Annotated in this window: 18 protein-coding genes and 1 tRNA gene; 6 read left to right on the top strand and 13 right to left on the bottom strand. The window is 65.4% G+C overall.

Annotation, left to right across the window (positions count from 1 at the left end; translation table 11 throughout):
* Positions 1 to 41: 41 nt before the first annotated feature.
* From ACKWRH_RS01535 to ACKWRH_RS01510, 6 genes are all read right to left on the bottom strand, one after another.
* Positions 42 to 836: a glutamine amidotransferase gene (locus ACKWRH_RS01535; protein ID WP_445219038.1), complete on the bottom strand. Its 795-nt coding sequence runs from the start codon at positions 834 to 836 to the stop codon at positions 42 to 44.
* Between the two features lie 191 nt (positions 837 to 1,027).
* Complete coding sequence (locus ACKWRH_RS01530; RefSeq protein WP_445219037.1) at positions 1,028 to 1,807, bottom strand: SDR family NAD(P)-dependent oxidoreductase; 780 nt, start codon at positions 1,805 to 1,807, stop codon at positions 1,028 to 1,030.
* A 232-nt stretch (positions 1,808 to 2,039) separates the two neighbouring features.
* Entirely contained in the window at positions 2,040 to 2,528 is a 489-nt protein-coding gene (locus ACKWRH_RS01525; protein WP_445219036.1) for a tellurite resistance TerB family protein, read from the bottom strand.
* 340 nt (positions 2,529 to 2,868) lie between these two features.
* Positions 2,869 to 4,278 carry an adenylate/guanylate cyclase domain-containing protein gene (locus ACKWRH_RS01520; protein ID WP_445219035.1) on the bottom strand — a complete coding sequence of 470 codons (1,410 nt, stop codon included), beginning with the start codon at positions 4,276 to 4,278 and terminating at the stop codon, positions 2,869 to 2,871.
* Between the two features lie 51 nt (positions 4,279 to 4,329).
* Complete coding sequence (locus ACKWRH_RS01515; protein ID WP_445219034.1) at positions 4,330 to 5,697, bottom strand: cytochrome P450; 1,368 nt, start codon at positions 5,695 to 5,697, stop codon at positions 4,330 to 4,332.
* A gap of 34 nt (positions 5,698 to 5,731) precedes the next feature.
* Positions 5,732 to 7,105, bottom strand: a complete 1,374-nt coding sequence (locus ACKWRH_RS01510) for a hydrolase (protein ID WP_445219033.1) — start codon at positions 7,103 to 7,105, stop codon at positions 5,732 to 5,734.
* Positions 7,106 to 7,243: 138 nt separating this feature from the next.
* On the opposite strand from ACKWRH_RS01510, the gene ACKWRH_RS01505 reads away from it, so the two are divergent.
* Entirely contained in the window at positions 7,244 to 8,932 is a 1,689-nt protein-coding gene (locus ACKWRH_RS01505; protein ID WP_445219032.1) for an MFS transporter, read from the top strand.
* A 131-nt stretch (positions 8,933 to 9,063) separates the two neighbouring features.
* Here the strand turns inward: ACKWRH_RS01505 and ACKWRH_RS01500 are convergent, their stop codons facing one another.
* Both ACKWRH_RS01500 and ACKWRH_RS01495 read right to left on the bottom strand, forming a co-directional pair.
* A complete protein-coding gene (locus tag ACKWRH_RS01500; RefSeq protein WP_445219031.1) occupies positions 9,064 to 9,279 on the bottom strand; it encodes a hypothetical protein in 216 nt (71 codons plus the stop codon).
* 162 nt (positions 9,280 to 9,441) lie between these two features.
* Entirely contained in the window at positions 9,442 to 9,750 is a 309-nt protein-coding gene (locus ACKWRH_RS01495; protein WP_445219030.1) for a hypothetical protein, read from the bottom strand.
* A gap of 254 nt (positions 9,751 to 10,004) precedes the next feature.
* Here ACKWRH_RS01495 and ACKWRH_RS01490 point away from each other — a divergent pair, with 254 nt between their 5' ends.
* Positions 10,005 to 11,060, top strand: coding sequence for a polysaccharide deacetylase family protein (locus ACKWRH_RS01490; RefSeq protein WP_445219029.1), 1,056 nt, complete (start codon positions 10,005 to 10,007; stop codon positions 11,058 to 11,060).
* Positions 11,061 to 11,134: 74 nt separating this feature from the next.
* Here the strand turns inward: ACKWRH_RS01490 and ACKWRH_RS01485 are convergent, their stop codons facing one another.
* The gene (locus ACKWRH_RS01485) at positions 11,135 to 11,509 is read right to left on the bottom strand and encodes a hypothetical protein (RefSeq protein WP_445219028.1); all 375 of its coding nucleotides are present in this window, start codon (positions 11,507 to 11,509) and stop codon (positions 11,135 to 11,137) included.
* A gap of 292 nt (positions 11,510 to 11,801) precedes the next feature.
* Between ACKWRH_RS01485 and ACKWRH_RS01480 the strand changes: the two genes are divergently transcribed.
* Complete coding sequence (locus tag ACKWRH_RS01480; protein ID WP_445219027.1) at positions 11,802 to 12,458, top strand: hypothetical protein; 657 nt, start codon at positions 11,802 to 11,804, stop codon at positions 12,456 to 12,458.
* A gap of 22 nt (positions 12,459 to 12,480) precedes the next feature.
* Positions 12,481 to 13,215 carry a class I SAM-dependent methyltransferase gene (locus ACKWRH_RS01475; RefSeq protein ID WP_445219026.1) on the top strand — a complete coding sequence of 245 codons (735 nt, stop codon included), beginning with the start codon at positions 12,481 to 12,483 and terminating at the stop codon, positions 13,213 to 13,215.
* Between the two features lie 88 nt (positions 13,216 to 13,303).
* Here the strand turns inward: ACKWRH_RS01475 and ACKWRH_RS01470 are convergent.
* The 4 genes from ACKWRH_RS01470 to ACKWRH_RS01455 all read right to left on the bottom strand — a co-directional run bounded on the left by ACKWRH_RS01470 (position 13,304) and on the right by ACKWRH_RS01455 (position 17,355).
* Positions 13,304 to 13,379: transfer RNA gene (locus tag ACKWRH_RS01470), tRNA-Thr, on the bottom strand.
* A 100-nt stretch (positions 13,380 to 13,479) separates the two neighbouring features.
* Positions 13,480 to 15,255: a heme biosynthesis HemY N-terminal domain-containing protein gene (locus tag ACKWRH_RS01465; RefSeq protein WP_445219025.1), complete on the bottom strand. Its 1,776-nt coding sequence runs from the start codon at positions 15,253 to 15,255 to the stop codon at positions 13,480 to 13,482.
* Positions 15,256 to 15,292: 37 nt separating this feature from the next.
* Positions 15,293 to 16,528 (bottom strand): hypothetical protein, encoded by a 1,236-nt coding sequence (locus ACKWRH_RS01460; RefSeq protein ID WP_445219024.1) that lies wholly within the window; start codon positions 16,526 to 16,528, stop codon positions 15,293 to 15,295.
* A 65-nt stretch (positions 16,529 to 16,593) separates the two neighbouring features.
* The gene (locus ACKWRH_RS01455; protein ID WP_445219023.1) at positions 16,594 to 17,355 is read right to left on the bottom strand and encodes a uroporphyrinogen-III synthase; all 762 of its coding nucleotides are present in this window, start codon (positions 17,353 to 17,355) and stop codon (positions 16,594 to 16,596) included.
* Between the two features lie 151 nt (positions 17,356 to 17,506).
* Between ACKWRH_RS01455 and tsaD the strand changes: the two genes are divergently transcribed.
* Together tsaD and ACKWRH_RS01445 are read left to right on the top strand one after the other, a co-directional pair.
* Positions 17,507 to 18,580 (top strand): tRNA (adenosine(37)-N6)-threonylcarbamoyltransferase complex transferase subunit TsaD, encoded by a 1,074-nt coding sequence (tsaD, locus tag ACKWRH_RS01450; protein WP_445219022.1) that lies wholly within the window; start codon positions 17,507 to 17,509, stop codon positions 18,578 to 18,580.
* A 2-nt stretch (positions 18,581 to 18,582) separates the two neighbouring features.
* Complete coding sequence (locus ACKWRH_RS01445; protein WP_445219021.1) at positions 18,583 to 19,563, top strand: NAD(P)H-dependent glycerol-3-phosphate dehydrogenase; 981 nt, start codon at positions 18,583 to 18,585, stop codon at positions 19,561 to 19,563.
* Position 19,564: the final 1 nt, after the last annotated feature.

Raw genomic sequence — 19,564 nt, 5'->3', positions numbered from 1 at the left:
TGCGCCAAGGACTTAGGCGAAGCACCTGCGCGAAGGCGCGATCACTCGGCGGCTTGTGCCAGCACCTGCCGGCGCGCCAGCCAGCCGTCGATGAAATGATCGAGCCAGGCCCGTTCCGCAACGTCGTAGACGGCACGGTCCGCGAAATGATGATGCCGCTCGCGCGCGCCGGGCGCGCCGAGGCCGTCATAGCCGCGCGTGGTCCAGCAATGCATCATCGCGCAGGTCACGTCAGGATGAAACTGCACCCCGAAAGCGTTGCCGGTGCGGAACGCCTGGATCGGAAAATCATCGCCTTCCGCAAGCAGCTCAGTGCCGACGGGCAATTCAAATCCTTCGCGATGCCAGTGATAGACCTGCGCCGGCCAATTCGGGCAGAGCGCGTGGCCCGCGGCGGTCGGGCGGATCGGATAGTAGCCGATCTGGGTCAGCGCCTCCGCATGCGGTGCGACGCGGGCCCCCAACTGCATCGCCAGCATCTGCGCGCCGAGGCAGATGCCGAGGAACGGTCGCTGTTCGCGGAGCGGAATTTCGATCCAGTCGATCTCGCGGCGGATGTAGTCGTCGGGGTCGTTGGCGCTCATCGGACCGCCGAAGAAAACCGCGCCGGCATGCTGATCGAGCGTGTCGGGCAGGGGATCGCCGAAGCGCGGCCGGCGAATGTCGAGGCGATGGCCGAGCGCGCGCAGCGCATTGCCGACGCGGCCGGGTGTCGAGGATTCCTGATGCAGGATGATCAGAATCGGCAACCGGGCTTCGGAGGCGGCGGAGCTCGGCGTCCTTCTTGGGAAGGGCACCAATTCTGCGCCACCAAACCTGTCCGTCCGGAACGACATGGCCTCTGCGAGTGCTATCGGTTCAGACCGCCAGCATAGCTAAGCGGTAGTTAACATCGTGTGAGTTCGCGCACACACGTCCCGATATTGAAGCAAGCTCCGGGCCACTACGGAGCTTTGAGCTTTCTTCAAAGCGTCTTCGAGCGAAGTGGATACCGGCTCGCATAAAGAAAACGTGTCAAAACAAGAAATCAGTGCCTCTGCCTCTGGAACCGGCTGGTGGCGGACAAGATGAAGCCGCGCGGGAAGAAACGCAGCGCGAACGGCACGATCTTGATGCCGAGACCAGGCAGCACTGCCCGTTTGTTGGCCATCAGGCCACGATAGGCTTGTTGCGCGACAACGGCAGCAGGCACGTTGAGAAGGGCCGTATCATGCCCCGACCCGACGCCGGCGCGCGCCTGGAATTCGGTGGGCACCGGACCCGGGCAAAGTACGGTGACGCGAACGCCGCGCGGCGCGAGCTCTGCCCGCAAGGCCTCGGTGAGGGAAATCACATAGGCCTTGGACGCGTAGTACACGGCCATGCCGGGGCCGGGCAGAAAGCCCGCGACCGATCCGACATTGAGAAGACCGCCCTTGTTCCTGATCAGCTGATCGGCAAAGCGCAGCGACAGATCCGTCAGAGCCCGGACGTTGACATCGACGATGCCGACCTGCTCGACGCGGTCGCGCTCGATCGCATCGCCGAACACGCCGAAGCCGGCATTGTTGACGAGATGGTCGAGCTCGACGCCTTCGGCGGCGAGCGCGGCGGCGATCTTCTCGCCCGCATCTGCCTCCTGCAGGTCGCAGGCGATCACGATCGGCTTCTTGCCGCCCTTGGCGGCGAGCTCGTTCGCAAGCGCCTCCAGCCGGTCCGCGCGTCGCGCCGTCAGCGCGAGGCGATGCCCGTTGGCGGCGAACACACGCGCCAGCTCCGTGCCGATGCCCGCCGAGGCACCGGTGATCAACGTTACCCGCTCAGTCACGATCGAAGTCTCTTGAATTGAAGTTTTTTGGCCCCGCAATGGCGGAACGAGAGCATAGGCCGAGCGCGACAGGCAAGCGTCACCGGCAGCATGGCTGCTTGAGCGGGCAACAGGGAAGCAGGAAAACCACGGATTTTACGGGGAAATCCGGGGCCGGGGGTGGTCGACGAGGGTATATTAAAGTTTCGTCATGTGGTCAGCACAACCGCCGATAATACCGCGTCCAGTCGGCTCAACCCCCGACGGCGCCGTCCTTGACCTGACCACCGGCGCGGTTTGCGACCGCATGCTTGAGGTCGATCCGGTCGCGCTGCGCGATCCCGAGCAGGTCGGAGGCGCGCCAGACGACGTTGTCCTCGAACTCGGACACCTGGCCATCGGCATAGACCAGCTCCCACATCATCTGGACGATGCGCTTGCGGCCCTCTTCGTCGAGCGAGCGCATGATGACACTGGTGAAGTGATAGAGGTCGACGGCCTCGCCCTCGACCTGGGTGGCGTCCTCGATCAGGCGATCGGCGGTACCGCGATCCAGTCCGAAATGGCTTTCGATCAGGCTGTGCAGCTTGCGCTGCTCGGTCGCCGTCGGCTGACCGTCCAGCGAGACCACGTGAACCAGCAGCGCGGTGGCCGCAAGCCGGTAATCGCCATCGCCGAATGCGCGGTCCTGCGCCTGAGGGGCAACAATGTCGGCGATGAATTGGCGCAGGCCGTCGAGCATAGGATCCTACCGAAAACAATGAAGCCGCGGGGGTGCGGCCGTCACCAGCATTATATGAGCGGGAAACCCAACCGCCGCAACGTGCGTCAGCTCCGCGCGGGCATTACCTTTCGGCAATCTGGACGAGCTGGTTGCTGTCATGGCCGGGCTAGTCCCGGCCATCCACGCGCCACTGCGAAGAAAGACGTGGATGCCGGAGACTAGCCCGGGCATGACGACAGAGCGTGTGGCACGCAGCTGTCTCCACATCGTCATTGCGAGCGCAGCGAAGCAATCCAGACTGCCTCACTGGAAAGACTCCGGATGCTCGCTGAGCTCGCAATGATCGAGAGTGCCGTCCTCACGGTATCTCGTACACCACCATCTTGTCGGCGATGCCGCGCAGGGCCGCCTGCTTCTGGATCGGCTTGATCGCGCGCTGCTCGAGCACCTCGGCGACTGCGGGCGCATCGAGCACGGGGCCCGTGATGTGGATCTCCTGCGCCGTCGACAGGCTCTGAACGCGAGCGGCGATGTTGACGGTCTGGCCGAAATAATCCTGGCGTTCGTTGAGCATCACCGCAAGACACGGGCCTTCATGGATGCCGATCTTGACGATGAGATCGTCGGTGCCGCGCTGCCTGTTGAGCTCGTCCATCGCGGCCCGCATCCGCAGGCCCGCGACGATGGCGTGCTCGGGGCGAACGAAGGTCGCCATCACGGCGTCGCCGATCGTCTTCACCACCGCGCCCTTCTCGGAGGAGATGATCTCGAGCAGCGCATGGAAATGCGCGCGCACGAGATCGAAGGCGGCGAGATCGCCGACGCGCTCGTAGAGCGCGGTCGAGCCCTTCAAATCGGTGAACAGGAATGTCAGCGACGTGATCTGGAGCCGCTGGTCGAGGCTGAGATTGTCCGCCTTGAAGACATCGCGAAACGTCTGGTTCGACAGCATGCGCTTGGCGGTGAGGAACGGCTTGCGCTTGCCGATGAGATGATGGAGTGCCTCTGCCGCGATGAACACCGACGGCAACACGCGCACGCCGGCCTGGTTCTCCAGCGACAGCCGCAGCGGCCCCGGCCGCATGGTCGTCGTCCCCGTCGGAGCCTGCACCTTGTTGTACATGATCGCGAACTGCTGGCGCTCCTTGGTCGGCTCGCCCTGGACGTCGATGAAATGGGCGGCGTGCGTCACCGGCTCGAAGATGATGATGAAGTCGCCCGGCAGTTGCAGCGACATGGTCGCTTTCTCGCCGGCAGGGAGCTCGAGCGTATCGAGCGTCACCTCGTTGGCGAGCGTCGCGAAGGATTCCTTATTGAAGTCGACGCCGGAACTCCAGAACACCTGCTTGAAATATTCCCACACCGGAAGCGTATCGGGATCGTGCGCTGCGATGCGCCGCACGCGCGGATTCACGGTGAAGGAGACCTCGACCTGATCATCGACCGACGCCTTGTAGCCGCAGGCGCAGAGCGCGCAGTGATAATCGTCCGGCTTGAGCGCCTTCAGCGTCGAATGGGCGCCCAGCACGCCGCCGCAGCCCGGACAGAGCACGTTCCAGCCGAGATCGAACAGTCCGAGCCGCGCCGAATGCAGGAAGGTGGAGATCGTGTGCTCTTCGTCGAGGCCATGCTGCCTGGAGAAATCGAGGACATTGACGCGGTTGAGCTCGTGATCCTCGCCGTTCTCGATGAGACGCGCAATCGCATCGACCACCTTGGCATCGGCGGTCTGCTTCAAAACGGAAAACTGGGCCTGGATGTCGCTCATGGCGGAGGCTCTATCTGGGGTGGATCGCGCCATCGGGCAGACGAAGGTCTGTCACCGACGCGTGATGCGGAACAAGGGTGAGTGGTCCGGCTGGGTCGTCACGACGCCGAGCGGGATCACCGGAACCCTGTCGGCAAGCTCAATGCGGAACGCGCCGATCAACCGGGCCAGCGCCAGCACGGATTCGGCTTGCGCGAACGGCGCGCCGATGCAGACGCGCGGACCCGCGCCGAACGGCAGGTAAGCGAAACGGTCGGGCGCCTCCTTCGACATGAAGCGTTTTGGAATGAAGGCGTCCGGCTGATCCCACAGCTTCTCATGCCGATGCAGCAGCCAGGGCGCGATCATGATGATGTCGCCCTTGCCGATCTCGACGCCGGCTGCATTGTCCTTCTCGCGCGCGGCACGTGCGATCAGGAAGGCCGGCGGATAGAGCCGCATGGTCTCCTCGATCACCGCGCGGGTGAACTTCTGGCGATCGATGTCGGCCATGCTGTCGAGATGCTCGCCGTGCGCCTCGGAGGCAACTTCCTCCTGCGTCTCCGGATCGAGCGCGAGCAGATAGAGCGCCCAGAACAGCGCCGTCGCCGTGGTCTCGTGACCCGCCAGGATCATGGTCGCGACCTCGTCGACGAGCTGCTCATCGGAAAAGCCTTTGCCGGTCTCAGGGTCGCGCGCCGCGTCCATGAGATCGAACAGGTCGCGCGGCGGTGCGCCGTCCTTCTTGCCCATCGTGCGCCGCTCGGCGATCAGCATCGCGACGAATTCGGTCCAGCGTTTGCGGAAACGCGCGCGGGCAAAATCCATCGGGGTCGGCCAGGACACCGGCAGCAGCATGTCGAGGAAATACGGCCGTCCCAGCCGCGCGCCGTATTCCATGACGAAGTTGCGCAAGGTCGGGCCGTGACGGTCCATGCCGAACGAGAACATCGTGCGCCCGGCGATCTCCAGCGTCATACGCTGCATCGCCTCGCGCAGATCGACCGGCTCGCTTGTTCGCGCATCGAGCTTTGTGATGGTCTCGTCGAGCACCGCAGTCATGTGCGGGACGAGATTTGCAGTCGCACGCGGCGTGAAGGCCGGCGCGAGTGTACGGCGCTGATGCGTCCAGGCGTGGCCTTCCGCGATCAGAAGTCCTTCGCCGAGCACCGGACGCAGCATGCGGATACCCGCCGGCGTGCGTGTGTAATTCTCATAGTTGTTGAGCAGGACATGCCGGATTGCATCCGGCTGATTCAGGATGAAACTGTTGTGGAGGAAAAAGCGGCCCTTGATGACCTCTTCTTCGTAGGCACGCTGCCCCCAGGTTGCGATCATGTTCTGCTTGAGGACCGCGACCCGGCCGAAAAACGACATGTCGTCGGGCGCACGCGGCGGGGTCGGAGGGATGATGGGCCGACGCACACTGGCGATGTTCATGGCTCTCTCCCGCAGATATGACCCAAGCCAATAGCTAGTAAGTCAGCTCGGCAATCGCAATCCTGTTCTCGGAGGCGGGCCAGGCGCGCGCCACAATCCGTTCTTCGCCGAACTGGGCCACGATGTTACGCCCGGCCTCCGCGGCCGGGAGCCGCAAGGTTGCTGCCGAATCCGTGGGCACACCCGGCTTGACGTCGGCCGGCTCCTTGCCGTCGAGCAGCACCACGTCCCGCGGCAGGCCGAAATAGCCGCGCGGGCGTGACATGATCACGACGGCGCCGGCATCCTTGTCCGCCGGCCCGAGCGGGCGCGCGGCACGCAGATGCACGACATCGGACGAGCGCGGGAAGGGCGAGCGGTAGATGTGCGTCGTCGGCGCGTCCGGCGATGTCAGGACGAATTCGAGGAACCAGGAAGGCTCGACCTGCGCCGGACCCCAGCGGCCGTCGGCGCCGGTCATCGCGCTGTGTACCGCGCCGCCTTTGCGCTCCCCGGTATCAGGGTCGACGCGGAAGACATCGACGGTTGCACCCGCCACCGGGCGATTGGTCGACACGCCGCCTGGCGTGCCGGTCACGAGGCCGCTCAACCTGACGCTCTGCTCCGGCACAATCGCGATGCGCGCGGGCTCGCGGCCGGCAATGAATCTGTAGATCTCGCGGAAGGCGCGCGGGTGGAACGCCACCTCGCGATGATCGAGCGCGCCGAGCACGAGATTGGTGGCGCCCTTCAACTCCGGCCCTTCGACGGTGACGCCGGTCGGCGTGCCGGGTTTGCCGAGGAAGCGGCCGTCGGCTTGGGCATATTTGTCCATGCCGTCGCTGCGCAGCGTAAGGAAGGCAACACCCGGCGTCACCTCGCTCTCGCCCTCGTTGAGACCGCGCAGAAATGTGCCACGGCCATTGAATTCGTTGTTCGGCTGGTCGTCGGTCGCAAACACGCCGTGATTGGGCGAGCCACACAGGACGGCGTGGCTGACATCGCCGGCCCCGCCGTTCGTGATGATGTTGCGAATGGCGTAGCCGCCGCGCGAGCTGCCGACCAGCGCCACGCGGGCCCCGCCGGTGCGGCGCTTCAATTCCGCGATCGCAGCCGCGAGTTCACGGCGCTGGTCCTCGGTCGAGGAGCGGCCCGCCTGCTCGACCTTGTCGTCGCTCCGCGCATTGGGATCGGTGAAGTTGATCGCCATCATGCGATCGCGCGCGACGCTGTTGGATTCCATTCGCCACAAGGTCGTCATCCAGAGCGCGTCGTACTCGCCATTACCGTGGACGAACAGGATCGGCGGCACCTCCGACAACTGCGCCGCGATGGGCGCCGATTGCGCCAGCGCGCCCGTCCGCAAGCTCGCAATTGCGAAAGGCAAGCTACCCGCTCCTTGCAGGATCGTCCGTCGCGACAGCCTCATATGCTCCTCTTCGGCAAAACCACTTCTTTGCACCGCTTATAGCCGCCTAACCACTGGACAGCGAAGGACTTTCGCGGGCATCACTGAACTTGCCGGAATCACCCAGGACCACTTCTGCCAGCCCATATGGAAGGGGATATGACCGAGCAGCCGAACCGTCAGAAATTCGCCGGCGACGGCATCGCCGCACCCCTGCGGTACACCGTGTTCCGGCGCATCTGGCTTGCCAGCCTGCTCTCCAATCTTGGCCTCTTGATCCAGGGCGTGGGCGCGGCCTGGGCGATGACGCAGATGGCGGCATCGGCCGACAAGGTGGCGCTGGTGCAGACCGCGCTGATGTTGCCGATCATGCTGATCTCGATGCCGGCCGGCGCCATCGCCGACATGTATGACCGCCGCATCGTGACCTTGATTTCGCTCGCGATCGCGCTGATCGGCGCGACTGCGCTGACGGTGCTGGCCTGGCTCAAGCTGATCACCCCGGAAACGCTGCTCGTCTTCTGCTTCGTGGTGGGCAGCGGCAATGCGCTGTTCGGGCCGGCGTGGCAATCCTCGGTCAGCGAGCAGGTTCCGCCCGAAGCCCTGCCGTCAGCAGTCGCACTGAACGGCATCAGCTACAATATTGCACGCAGCTTCGGTCCCGCGGTCGGCGGCGTCATCGTCGCCTCGCTCGGCGCGGTGGCCGCGTTTGCCTGCAACGCGATCCTCTATCTGCCGCTGCTGGTGGTGCTGCTGCTCTGGCAGCGCAACACCGAGCCCTCGCGCCTGCCGCGGGAGAAGCTCAATCGCGCCATGGTCTCGGGCTTCCGCTACATCACCAATTCGCCGCCGATCAAGATCGTGCTGCTGCGCACATTGGTGATGGGCCTGATCGGCGGCGCCATCATGGCGCTGATGCCGCTGATCGCGCGTGACCTGCTGCATGGCGGCGCGCAGACCTACGGCATCATGCTGGGTGCCTTCGGCATGGGCGCCGTCGTCGGTGCGCTCAACATCCATGAATTGCGCAAGCGCATGAGCGGCGAGGCCGCGATCCGCGCCTGCACCATCTCGATGGCATTCGCGATGGCCGCGCTTGCCGTGAGCACGGAGCCGGTGCTGACGGCAGCGGCGCTGGTGCTCGCCGGTGCGGTCTGGATGGCCGCCGTCGCGCTGTTCAACATCGGCGTGCAGCTCTCGGCGCCGCGCTGGGTCGCGGGCCGTTCGCTCGCGGCGTTCCAGGCCTCGATTTCCGGCGGCATCGCGATCGGCGCCTGGGGCTGGGGCCATCTCACCGATTATGCCGGCGTCGAGGTCGCGCTGCTGACGGCCGCCAGCCTGATGCTGATCTCGCCGGTGCTGGGCATCTGGCTGGCGATGCCGCGCGTCGGCGCCCGCAACGAGGACGCGGACGTGCTCGCCGATCCGGAAGTCAAACTGTCGCTCACGGCGCGCAGCGGGCCGCTGGTGGTCGAGATCGAATACAGGGTGTCCCAGGAGAACGCGCGCGCCTTCCACAATGTGATGCAGGACGTGCAGCTCTCCCGGCAGCGCAACGGCGCCTATGGCTGGTCGATCGCGCGCGACATCGCCGACCCCGAATTGTGGACCGAGCGCTACCACTGTCCGACCTGGCTCGATTATTTGCGCCAGCGCAACCGCTCGACGCAGTCCGAACGCGCGTTGCATCAGCAGGCGATCGATTTCCACATCGGCCCCGATCCGGTGCGGATCCGCCGCATGCTGGAGCGTCCGTTCGGCTCGGTGCGCTGGAAGGAAGAGACGCCGGATCGTGCCGGCGCCGAGGTGCTGCCTGTGGTCGCGAGCGCGGCGGGGAGCAGCACGTAGGTCTCTCGTCATTCCGGGGCGCGCGAAGCGCGAGCTATGGTGCGCAATTGCGCACCTGAGAATCCATCAAGCAGCATAAGCGTGGAGAAATGGATTCCGGGCTCGCCTAACGGCGCGCCCCGGAATGACGATCACTGCCCGTGATCCGTCAGCACCTTGTCGCAGGCTTTGCCGAGGCGAGTGCGGTTCTGCTTGAGACAAGCGAGCACGGCGCCATCGCCATTGTTCATCACGGCACGGCAGAAGCGCGTCACATCGCGCGCGCAGGCATCGTGGCCGGGCTGCTGTTGCGCTGAGGCGCTCGATGCGCACAGAATCAAAGAAACAATGAAAAGAAATCTGGTCATCGCGTAATGCCTCTTACCCCAAAGATGTGCGGGCGAAGCTAGTGCGACGATCCCGGGGCCGCAACGGCTTTATTACCGGGCGGGACTGGCGCGCGTGGCCCCGGCTTGACGCCGGGGGCACATCGCGATGGGAGCCAACAACGATCGCCGTTGCGCGTTGTCCTACTGCTTGTCCTGGGCGTCAGCGACCTTGCGTGAGGCGCCCTTTGCGAGGTCCTTGTCCATCACCGCGCGGCAGCCGGCGCTCAGGTCGGAACGATGCTTCATCATGCACGCCGTGATCTTCGGGATGTTGGGGATTTCCGAGGAGCACAGGCGGAAGGCATCGCCGCTGCACTGCTGCTGCGCCTCGGCCGAGAAGGCGAAGCTCGAGGTCGTCGAGACCATCGAGACGATGGCGGCAAAGCCCAGAGCCAGGCCGGTGTCGCGGATCTTACTCGTCAGCGATTTGGCAGAGAAAGACTTGGTCACTTGAAGCTCCCATTGGCGCCGCTGGAAGCGGGGCCCGTTGTTGATGGGAACTACGATGCTCCGGCAAAACAGTTTCCACTGTGATGACGGTCACGGGTGACCCGCCCTCTGTGACCTCCGTCACTTTGGCGCACCTCGCTGAAAATCCGGCGCAAACGCCGGCGTGTTGGTGTCACGTTAACTGTTCCTTCGCATTAATGGCTCGTCGCGCGGGAGATTCCGCCGGGTTGGTTGCGTAATTGGAAAGAATAGCGATGCGTAATGCGTTGGGCCTGATGCTGGCCAGTGTAGTTGCGGCGGTCGTGATCGCCGCCGGCGGTTGGTTTTATTATTCCGCGCGCGCCGATCAGGGCGCCCCCAAAACAACGGCCGCCCGTGCCGCCGATCAATTGCCGGCACAGGCGAAGCTCGCCGCCAAGGATGACGTCGAGACCACCGCGGCGATCGCGGCCAGGCCGGCGGCAGTTGCTCAGGCAGCGGCACCTGCGCCCGCTCCGGCCATGCCGGTGCAGCAGCGGTCGACATGTGCCAATCCGAACGCGCTGGGCGTTGCCCGCGTGGTCGAGATCGACACCACCGGCGGACCCGGCTTCGGCTTCGAGCATTTCAAGCAGTTCGACTTCCTCACCGACAAGGAGGTCGTGCTGACCTTTGACGACGGTCCGTGGCCGGTCAACACGCCCGCGGTGCTGAAGGCGCTCGGAGATGAATGCACCAAAGGCTTGTTCTTCTCGGTCGGCAAGCACGCGACCTATCATCCCGAAATCCTGCGCCAGGTGCTGGCCCAGGGCCACACGGTCGGCACGCACACCTGGTCGCATGTCAACCTGAACAGCAAGAAGATGACGGAGCAACAGGTCAAGGACGAGGTCGAGAAGGGCTTCAGCGCGGTGAAGTTCGCGCTCGGCACCACCCCGGCGCCGTTCTTCCGCTTCCCGCAGCTTCAGCACAATCCGGCGATGGTGAGCTATTTCGGCACCCGCAATGTCGCGATGTTCTCGACCGACATCGACTCCTTCGACTTCAGGAAGGGTGCCACGCCGGAGAAGATCGTCGACAACGTGATGACCAAGCTCGACAAGCTCGGCAAGGGCATCATCCTGATGCACGACTTCCAGAAGCACACCGGCGAAGCGATGCCGGCGCTGCTCGCGCGGCTGAAGGCTGGCGGATACAAGGTCGTGCAGATGAAGGCCAAGGCGACGCTGCAGACGCTGCCGGAATATGACGAAGCGCTGCTGAAGGACCTGAAGGTGCCGACGTCGAGCGCACGTCCGATCACGAGCGTGGTGCAGACGGTGTCGCAGTAAGCCCGAAACGCTTCCTCAATACGCGCATGGCCGGGCTCTTGCCCGGCCATTTGCTTTTGTAGCGAGTCGCGGCCTTACCAGTAGATGCCGTGGCGATGCAGCTCGCTGATGATGCGACCTTCGGTCCAGCTGCGCTTGTGCTTCGGCTTGGCGGCCTTTGCCGTCTTCGTGGCGGGCTTGCTTGTCGCCGCCGGCGCTGAGGTCGTCGTTGTCGCGGTCACGGCAGGAGCCGTCGCCACAGCGGGAGCAGGAGCCGAGACTGCGGGCGGACGATCGACGTATTTCGGAGCTTCCGTGGCTGGCGCGACTTCGCTGATTTGCGTCGTCGGAGCGGTGGTCGTGGTGGCTTGCGGAGCGGCCGTTGCCGCGGCCAGCGACAGGCTGCGGTCGCCGGCATGGGCAGATGCGGAGGCCAGGACCATGGCGGCAACCAGAATGATCTTGCGCATGTGAAATCTCCCCGTATTTGCGTGACCGGGAGACTAAGGGAGATATGATCTGCGTTATGTGACTGTCATCACGTAGACTGCGCGCTCGGTCTTGAACCCGCGATCTGCATTCGCGGCGATCAACCCGAAACGTCACGTTGGAAAGGTCTCGGAATCGGGCAGACAGATATGTGCTTCCCGGTGAAGGCTCGGACGCGCCGCGACGGATGGCGCGGCTCACGATTGTTTCCAAATGTTTCTGATTGTGGTAGACGCTCGACACGTATCAAAAGGCGTGCCGAGTCCGCCCATTATGACCTTCATCCAGCGAGTGAAGCGTAAGCTGCTGCCGCCGCGAGAGGTTGTTCAGGGGTACGAGAACCCGGAACTGGTCGAAACGATTTTCCTTAAGACAATCAACTACAACCCGGACAGCGGCTGGCCGCTGGTCGCGGGCATGAACACGGTTCTGGATTTCGGCGGGGGCGCGGGCCTGCATTACAAGGTGGCGCGCCAGCAATGCCCGGACATTCGATGGGCGGTGGTTGAGACGCCAGCAATGGTACAGCGCGCCAAGGAGCTTGGCACCGATAGGCTGATGTTTTTCGAGCGCATCGACCAGGCCGCCGACTGGCTCGGCAGTGTCGATCTCGTCCACTCGAATGGGGCCATACAGTACGTCCCGGATGCGTTGGAAACCGTCAGAGCGCTGTGCTCGGTTCGGCCGGCAACGTTGGCATGGTACCGCGTTCCGATCAGCGAAGAGACCCGGCGAGAGGTTCAGACATCGTACCTGAGCGACAACGGTCCAGGGTCGTCGCTCGCCTCGAAGGAGAAGCTCGTCAGATACGAGCGCAACTGGATCTCCGAGCAAGCATTCATCCAGGCTCATGAGGGATTTCGCATCACTGAGCGGAGCCCGGATCCCACCGAGCGCGGCACGCAACAATTCAGATTTGCGCGGGTCTAGCTTGCGACAATACGGGGGCGATGTGTTTGACAAGTTTGCAGACTGGTTACGTCAGACGGCCTTTTTCTCGACCGCTATCGACATTGCGCGCCAGACGTTACCAGAGCCCGCGCTGATCTGGTTGCGCACGCAGATGGTGCGCAATCTCCGTGGAACGCCTGGCGAAGTGTTCGGCGAGATCTATCGGCGTAACGTCTGGGGTTACAAGGAAACCGCCTCCGGCGGCGGATCCACGCTGCACAATACCCAAAGGGTGCGAGAAAGCCTTCCTGGTCTGGTTGGCGACCTCGGGATCCGTACCCTGCTCGATTTGCCTTGCGGTGATTTTCATTGGTTGTCGAAGATCGAACTTCCAATTTCTCGCTACATTGGGGGAGACATCGTTCCGGAACTGATTGCGCGAACGGGTGACCAATACAGTCGCCCAGATCGCACGTTCCTCCGGATCGATCTCTGCAATGATCCGCTCCCGGAAGCTGACCTGCTGCTCTGCCGCGATTGCTTCATTCATCTTTCCGAAGAGATGATTTTTCAAGCAATCGACAACATTCTTCGATCCAACATCAGGTATCTCCTGACCACCACTTACCCGGCTGGCCGAAATCGTGCGATCCGTACGGGTGACTTCTTCTCCATCGATTTGAACGCTCCGCCCTACAATTTCCCGCCGCCGATCAAGGTGCTGGACGACTACGTCCCACCGTTCGACCGGCGGCAACTGGCGCTGTGGGAAGTCGAAAGCCTGCGCAAAGTCTGAGGCGACGGTATGCCGTCTCGCGGCGAGGCTGCATCGGAGCAAGGACGAAACAACGGCTCGGAAAACAATGAAAAATCAGAGCGATAAATGGTGCCGCAAGAGGGATTCGAACCCCCGACCCCGTCATTACGAATGACGTGCTCTACCAACTGAGCTATTGCGGCGAACCCTGCCGGGACCCGCGCGACGCCGGTCCCGATACGCGCGCTCCTGATATCGGGCGTGGCCGGAATTGGCAAGGTGGAGCGGGCTTCGAAATGTGCCTCACGCGCCCCAGCGGGACCAGAATCCGCGCCAGCCGCCGGCCTGGGCCTTTGCATGGGTTCTGGGCGTGCCGATTTGTTCCGCAAATTCATCGCTCGGACCCTCGTCATCGATCCCGGGATCATCGGGGGCGCGGACGATCGGGATGACGGCCTGGATCGGGGCCGGCGCAGGCTTGCCGAGGTCGGCGCGGGTCCGGAACACCGGCGTTGCCGCCTCCGGCGATGATTCGGCCGTCTCAGGCACAGGATTGACCGGCTCGGCGGCCGGCGTGACCGCAGGCTCTTCCTTGGCGGCCTCCCCGGTCGTCTCCTTGGCCTCGGGGGGCGAATTGTCCTGTGCGGCGGGGACCGGATCCGGTGCAGCCACGGGCGGTTCCACCGGGGCTTCGCTCGGGGCTGCCGTCACCCGCTTCGGCGGCGGGGCGGCCAGCATGGCCTCCTCGAAGGCCGAGGATTCGATCGTGGCGCCCTTGTCGGAGGGCAGGCTCGCGACCGGCGTTTGCCACTGGAAGGCATCGAGACGGCCGGTGACCGGCGAGACCGGACGCCAGCGGTCGCTGACATAACCGTCCGCGGTCCAGGCCGGATCGTGGCGGGCGCGCACCGCGCGCAAGGTCCAGGCGCGGGCACGGCCGCCGTCGCCGTGCTCGGTACGCTCGAGCTCGGCCATCAGCAGCGCGACGCGCTGGGTCGGATCATTGACGTAAGGCGCCAGCACCGCACGCGCACGCGCGAACTCGGAGGCGTCGATCGCGGCGCGCGCGATCGCGAGCTGGCCTTCGACATGGCCCGCCTTGTCGGCCGGCGTCTTGGCCGCCAGCGTCTCGACCCGCTGCAAGCGCTGCCGTGCGGAATCGCCGAGCTTCACATGCGCGTAGGCATCGGCAAGATCCGGATGCGGATTGGCGAGCCACGCGGCCTCGACCAGCTTCATGGAGCGGCGCACCTGATGCGCTTCGCTCTCGAACTTGGCCGCAAGCACCGCGGCCGGCACCAGCGTCGGCGCGAGCTTGATGGCCTCCATCACGCTCTCGCGCGCCACGTCGCGGTCCATGGTTTCCAATTCCAGCGCGCGGGCCGTGAGCAGCACGCCGCGCTGGCGGCGATAGGCCGCCTTGTCGATCAAGCCCGCGGACAGATTCGAATCCAGGATCGCGAGTGCGCCGCTCCAGTCGCCGCGCGCGCAGCGGAAGCCGAGCACCGCGTGCGAGGCCCAGGTCGAGGACGGCGACAGCTTGATCGCTTCCTCCGCGATCATCACGGCGCCGACCGCATCGTCGGCGCGCTGCGCCTCGATGAACAGGCCGCGCAGGCCGAGCAGCCGGGTATCCTCGCGCTCGGCCATGACGCGGAAGACGCGCTGAGCCTCGTCGCGATTGCCTTCGAGCTGGGCCGACTGCGCGTGCAGCAGCAGTGCGAGCGGATCGTTCGCGGCCAGCCGCCGCGCAGTATCGGCGTGGCGGCGGGCGAGGGCGGTATCACCATGACCGATCGCGAGCAGGCCGTGGGTGATGGCATGGCGGCCGCGCGCATGGCGTTTCTCATGACGGCGGCGGCGCAGGCGTCCCGGCGCGCGCCAGATCATCGTCACGATGCTCCAGACCAGCACGACCGCTGCTGCAAAGACGCCGAGCAGAAACACGAACCTCGGAAGCGTCGTTGACGCGCGGAAGCCGCCCGCGGTCAGGACGAGATCGCCGGGTTGATCGGCAACCCAGGCCGCGCCGGCCGCCGCCAGCGCGATCAGGACGAGGAAGAGGACGATGCGAAGCATGGCGATCCCTATTACGCGCTGATTGTTGCGCGAACCTTTACTGAGCAGGCTTGACCAGATCGGGCTTGGCGAGATCCGCCATGGCATCGTCGGCGAATTTGCGGGAGGCACCGAGCGCGGCGTCGCGAGCATCGGCCTTGTCGAGCCAGGCCTGTGCCGGTGCACGATCGGCCTCGGACAGCGTCTTCAGCTCGCGCCGTGCTTCCGCGAAATCGTTGCGGAGCGCAGCCGCCGTCACCCGCGCGACGATGGCGCCGCGATCATTGCCGACGCCGTCGGTGCGCTCGATACGAACGAGTTTCGAGGCCCCCGCCTGGAGACGCTCGACGATGCCGGCACCGGCGGCCGGGGCTTCCGCCGGCGGAGAGAGCTTTGGCACGATGTTGAGCAGCTCGCGGCTCAGCGCGACCGGCGTCGGAATGCCTGACGATGCAAAGGTGTCGAGCGGCTTCAGCATATCGGGCTTGGCCGCGAGCGACCGCGCCGCGGCCAATTGCGATTCGTAAGCATCGCCATGCCGAACCGCGACGTCGAGCAGAGCCGCCGCCACGACATGGCGCAGTGGCTTGTCATTCGTCGCCTTGTTGTCGGCAATCTTCTCGCCCTGCTGTGCGAGCTCGGCGCGCTCCGTCTTGCTGGCACGCTCCAGCTGCGCAATGCGGTCGCTGAGAGCGGCAAGATCAGGCGCGGCAGCGCGCGGAGCCGATTTCACATCGTTGGCGGTCTTGTCGGACTGTGCGCGCAGATTGGCGATGTCACTGCGCAAGGCACTTGCGGATTTCTCCAGCGCATCGATCCGCGCCACCACGGCCGGATCGGCGGCGGGCTTGCCCGCCTTGGCTTCGACCGCGGCGACACGTCCGCTGAGCGCGTCGACCGTCGCGCTCGTGACCTGCGGCGCGGCCGGCGGCGCCTGCACGGTGGGCCAGCCCAGCATCCAGCCGACGGCAATCACGATCGCGGCTGCGACCGCGCCGGAGAACGGCGCAATGACCCAGGGCGAAACCGGCGCCGACGCGGGAGTGGGAGCAACCGCGGCCTCCGCATGCGCGGGCTCCGGGTCGGGCCTGGCCTCTTCGGAATTGGACTCTTCGACCTTGGCCTGCTCTTGCGTGGCCTGCTCCGGCGTCGGCTGAACCTCCGGTTCGGCGGCCGCCGTCGGCTGCGGCTGGGTCGAGACTTCGGTTGCCTCAAGGTCGATGGTGGGCGGGGTGCGCTTGGCACGGCCTGACTCGGGAGCCAATCCTGCGTCTTCAGGCTTGTCGTCGGCCATCGTGACGGTTCCTCACACTCAAATGCCCTAAACGGACCCGATCGCGTCGGATTCGGCCCGACCTCTTACGCCAAACGGGTCCGCAAAGCACGCTCCAAGGTATCAAATAGGGCATTTTCGTCCGGCGTCGCGGCCCCCAGAACCTGCGACGCGCCGGCATCGCGCAGCACGCTGGCGACCGTCTCGGACAGGCAGCATTGCGGGATCGCCAGCGCCGAGATTTCGACGCCTTCGTCCCGTGCCGCATCCAGGAAGGCCCGCGCGCTGCGGCGGGAATAATGCAGCACCGCCTCGATCCCATGCGCGGCAAAGCCATCGCAGACATCGCGCGGCAGGATCTTGACCGGAGTCATGCGATAGGTGGTCTGCGTCACCACGCTGAAGCCCTCCGCGCCGAGCTCGCCGCCGAGATCGCGCGACAGATCCGCGCCCGCGAGATACAGCAGCGTGCTTTTCTTCTTCAGCACCTTGTCGCGCGCGCTCTGCATCACCCTGTCGCGCAAGGCCGCGGCATCGCCGCCGGCGACGATCACCTCGGCGAAGCCGGCGTCGCGCGCCGCGGCAGCCGTGTGCTCGCCGACCGCAAACAGCGGCAGCTTCAGGAGGCCAAGGTTCTTTAAGCCAAGATCCTGCAATTGCGGCGCGACGGCGCGGATCGCATTGCCCGACGTGACGATGATGGCGCCGTAGTCGGCCTCACTCTCGTCATGGAAGGCGACCGGCTCGAACTTGAGCATCGGGGCGAGCAGCACCACATGACCCCGCGCCCGCAAATTTTGCGCCGTCGCCTCATTGTCGGGATGCGGCCGTGTGACAAGAATGGACATCGCTTGTGTTCCCGAACCACGTGGCGGTGACGCATTCACGAAGGCGGCTGCGCGTGACGATTGCGCAAGTGGACCCCGGAATGCTACCGGACGTACCAGAACTCTGCTTTACGGATGAGCGCAAGGGCGCAAATTGGATAACAATTCGCCAATGCTGGTACTGGGCATTGAAACCACCTGCGACGAGACCGCCGCGGCCGTGATCGAGCGCGCGCCCGACGGCAGCGGCAAGATCCTGTCCAATATCGTGCGGTCGCAGATCGAGGAGCATGCCCGCTTCGGCGGCGTGGTGCCGGAGATCGCCGCGCGCGCGCATGTCGACGTCCTCGACGGCATCATCGACCGTGCCATGCACGAGGCCGGCATCGACTATGCGCAGCTCAACGGTGTCGCCGCCGCGGCGGGGCCGGGGCTGATCGGCGGCGTCATCGTCGGCCTCACCACCGCGAAGGCGATCGCGATGGTGCACGACACGCCGCTGGTTGCGGTCAACCATCTCGAGGCGCATGCACTGACGCCGCGCCTGACCGACGGAATTGAATTTCCCTACTGCCTGTTCCTCGCCTCGGGCGGGCATACCCAGATCGTCGCCGTCACCGGTGTCGGCCAATATGTGCGGCTCGGCACCACCGTCGACGACGCGATGGGCGAAGCCTTCGACAAGGTCGCGAAGATGCTGGGCCTGCCCTATCCGGGCGGGCCGCAGGTCGAACGCGCCGCGGCAAGCGGCGATGCCACGCGCTTCGCCTTCCCGCGCCCGATGCAGGGACGGCCCGATGCCAATTTCTCGCTGTCGGGATTGAAGACGGCGGTGCGCAACGAGGCGAGCCGGTTAACCGAGATGGCGCCGCAGGATATCAGTGATCTCTGCGCGAGTTTTCAAGCCGCCGTGCTCGACTCGACGGCCGACCGGTTGAGCGTCGGCCTGAAGCTTTTCCGCGAGCAGTTCGGCGCTCCGCATGCCCTCGTCGCCGCCGGCGGCGTCGCGGCCAATCAGGCGATCCGCGGCGCCCTGCATGACGTCGCGCGGCAGGCCAGGACGCAACTGATCATGCCACCGCCCGCGCTCTGCACCGACAACGGCGCGATGATCGCCTGGGCCGGCGCCGAGCGCTTGGCGCTCGGCATGACCGACACGATGGAAGCCCAACCCCGCGCACGCTGGCTGCTCGATGCCAACGCCACGGCGCCGGCCGGTTACGGCAACACGCGGGCGGGATTCTAGCTATGACGGCGTTCCGGTCCGTCGCTGTGATTGGTGCGGGCGCATGGGGCACGGCACTGGCGACGGTCGCGGCGCGCGCCGGACGGAACGTGACGCTCTGGGCGCGCAACAGCGAACATGTCGCGCGAATCGCCTCGACCCGCGACAATCCGCGGCTGCCCGGCGTGCGGCTGGCGCCGGAGATCATCGTGACGCACGAGCTTGCGGAGGCCGCGCGCGCGGACATGGTGCTGATCGCGACGCCCGCGCAGCATTTGCGCGGCGCGGTCAACATGCTGGCCTCGCATCTGGCAAAGCCGGTGCCGATCGTCGCGTGCGCCAAAGGCATCGAGCACGGCACCCATAAATTCATGACCGACGTCATCGCGGAAGCCGCACCTCACGCGCAGCCGGCGATCCTGTCAGGCCCGAGCTTTGCCGACGACGTCGCGCGCGGCTTGCCGACCGCGGTGACGCTGGCGGCGAAGGACGAAGCGCTGGCGAGCGCGCTGGTGCAGGCGCTCGGCTCGGCGACCTTCCGGCCCTATCACACGACAGATGTTCGTGGCGTCGAGATCGGCGGTGCGGCCAAGAACGTGTTGGCGATCGCGGTTGGCATCTCGGTCGGGCGCAAGCTCGGCGCCTCCGCCCAGGCCGCGCTGACGACCCGCGGCTTCGCCGAACTCACGCGCCTCGGCCGTGCCCTCGGCGCGCGCGGCGAGACGCTCACGGGCCTGTCCGGCCTCGGCGATCTGATCCTGACCTGCTCGAGCCCGCAATCGCGCAATCTCGCGCACGGCCTTGCGCTGGGCCGCGGCGAGCAGCCGCCCGCGGGCAAGCTTGCCGAAGGCGAGTTCACCGCACCTGTGTTGATCGAACTCGCAGCTTCGCACAACATCGAGATGCCGGTATCAGAAGCGGTCGCTTCGATCCTGAGCGGCCGGAGCACGATCGACGCTGCGATCTCGGGGCTGTTGACGCGCCCCTTCAAGGCAGAGGAATGAA

The sequence above is a fragment of the Bradyrhizobium sp. Pa8 genome (genome assembly GCF_052588265.1).
Note: the sequence above shows the minus strand (reverse complement) of the source record. Positions and strands in the feature narration are given on the sequence as shown.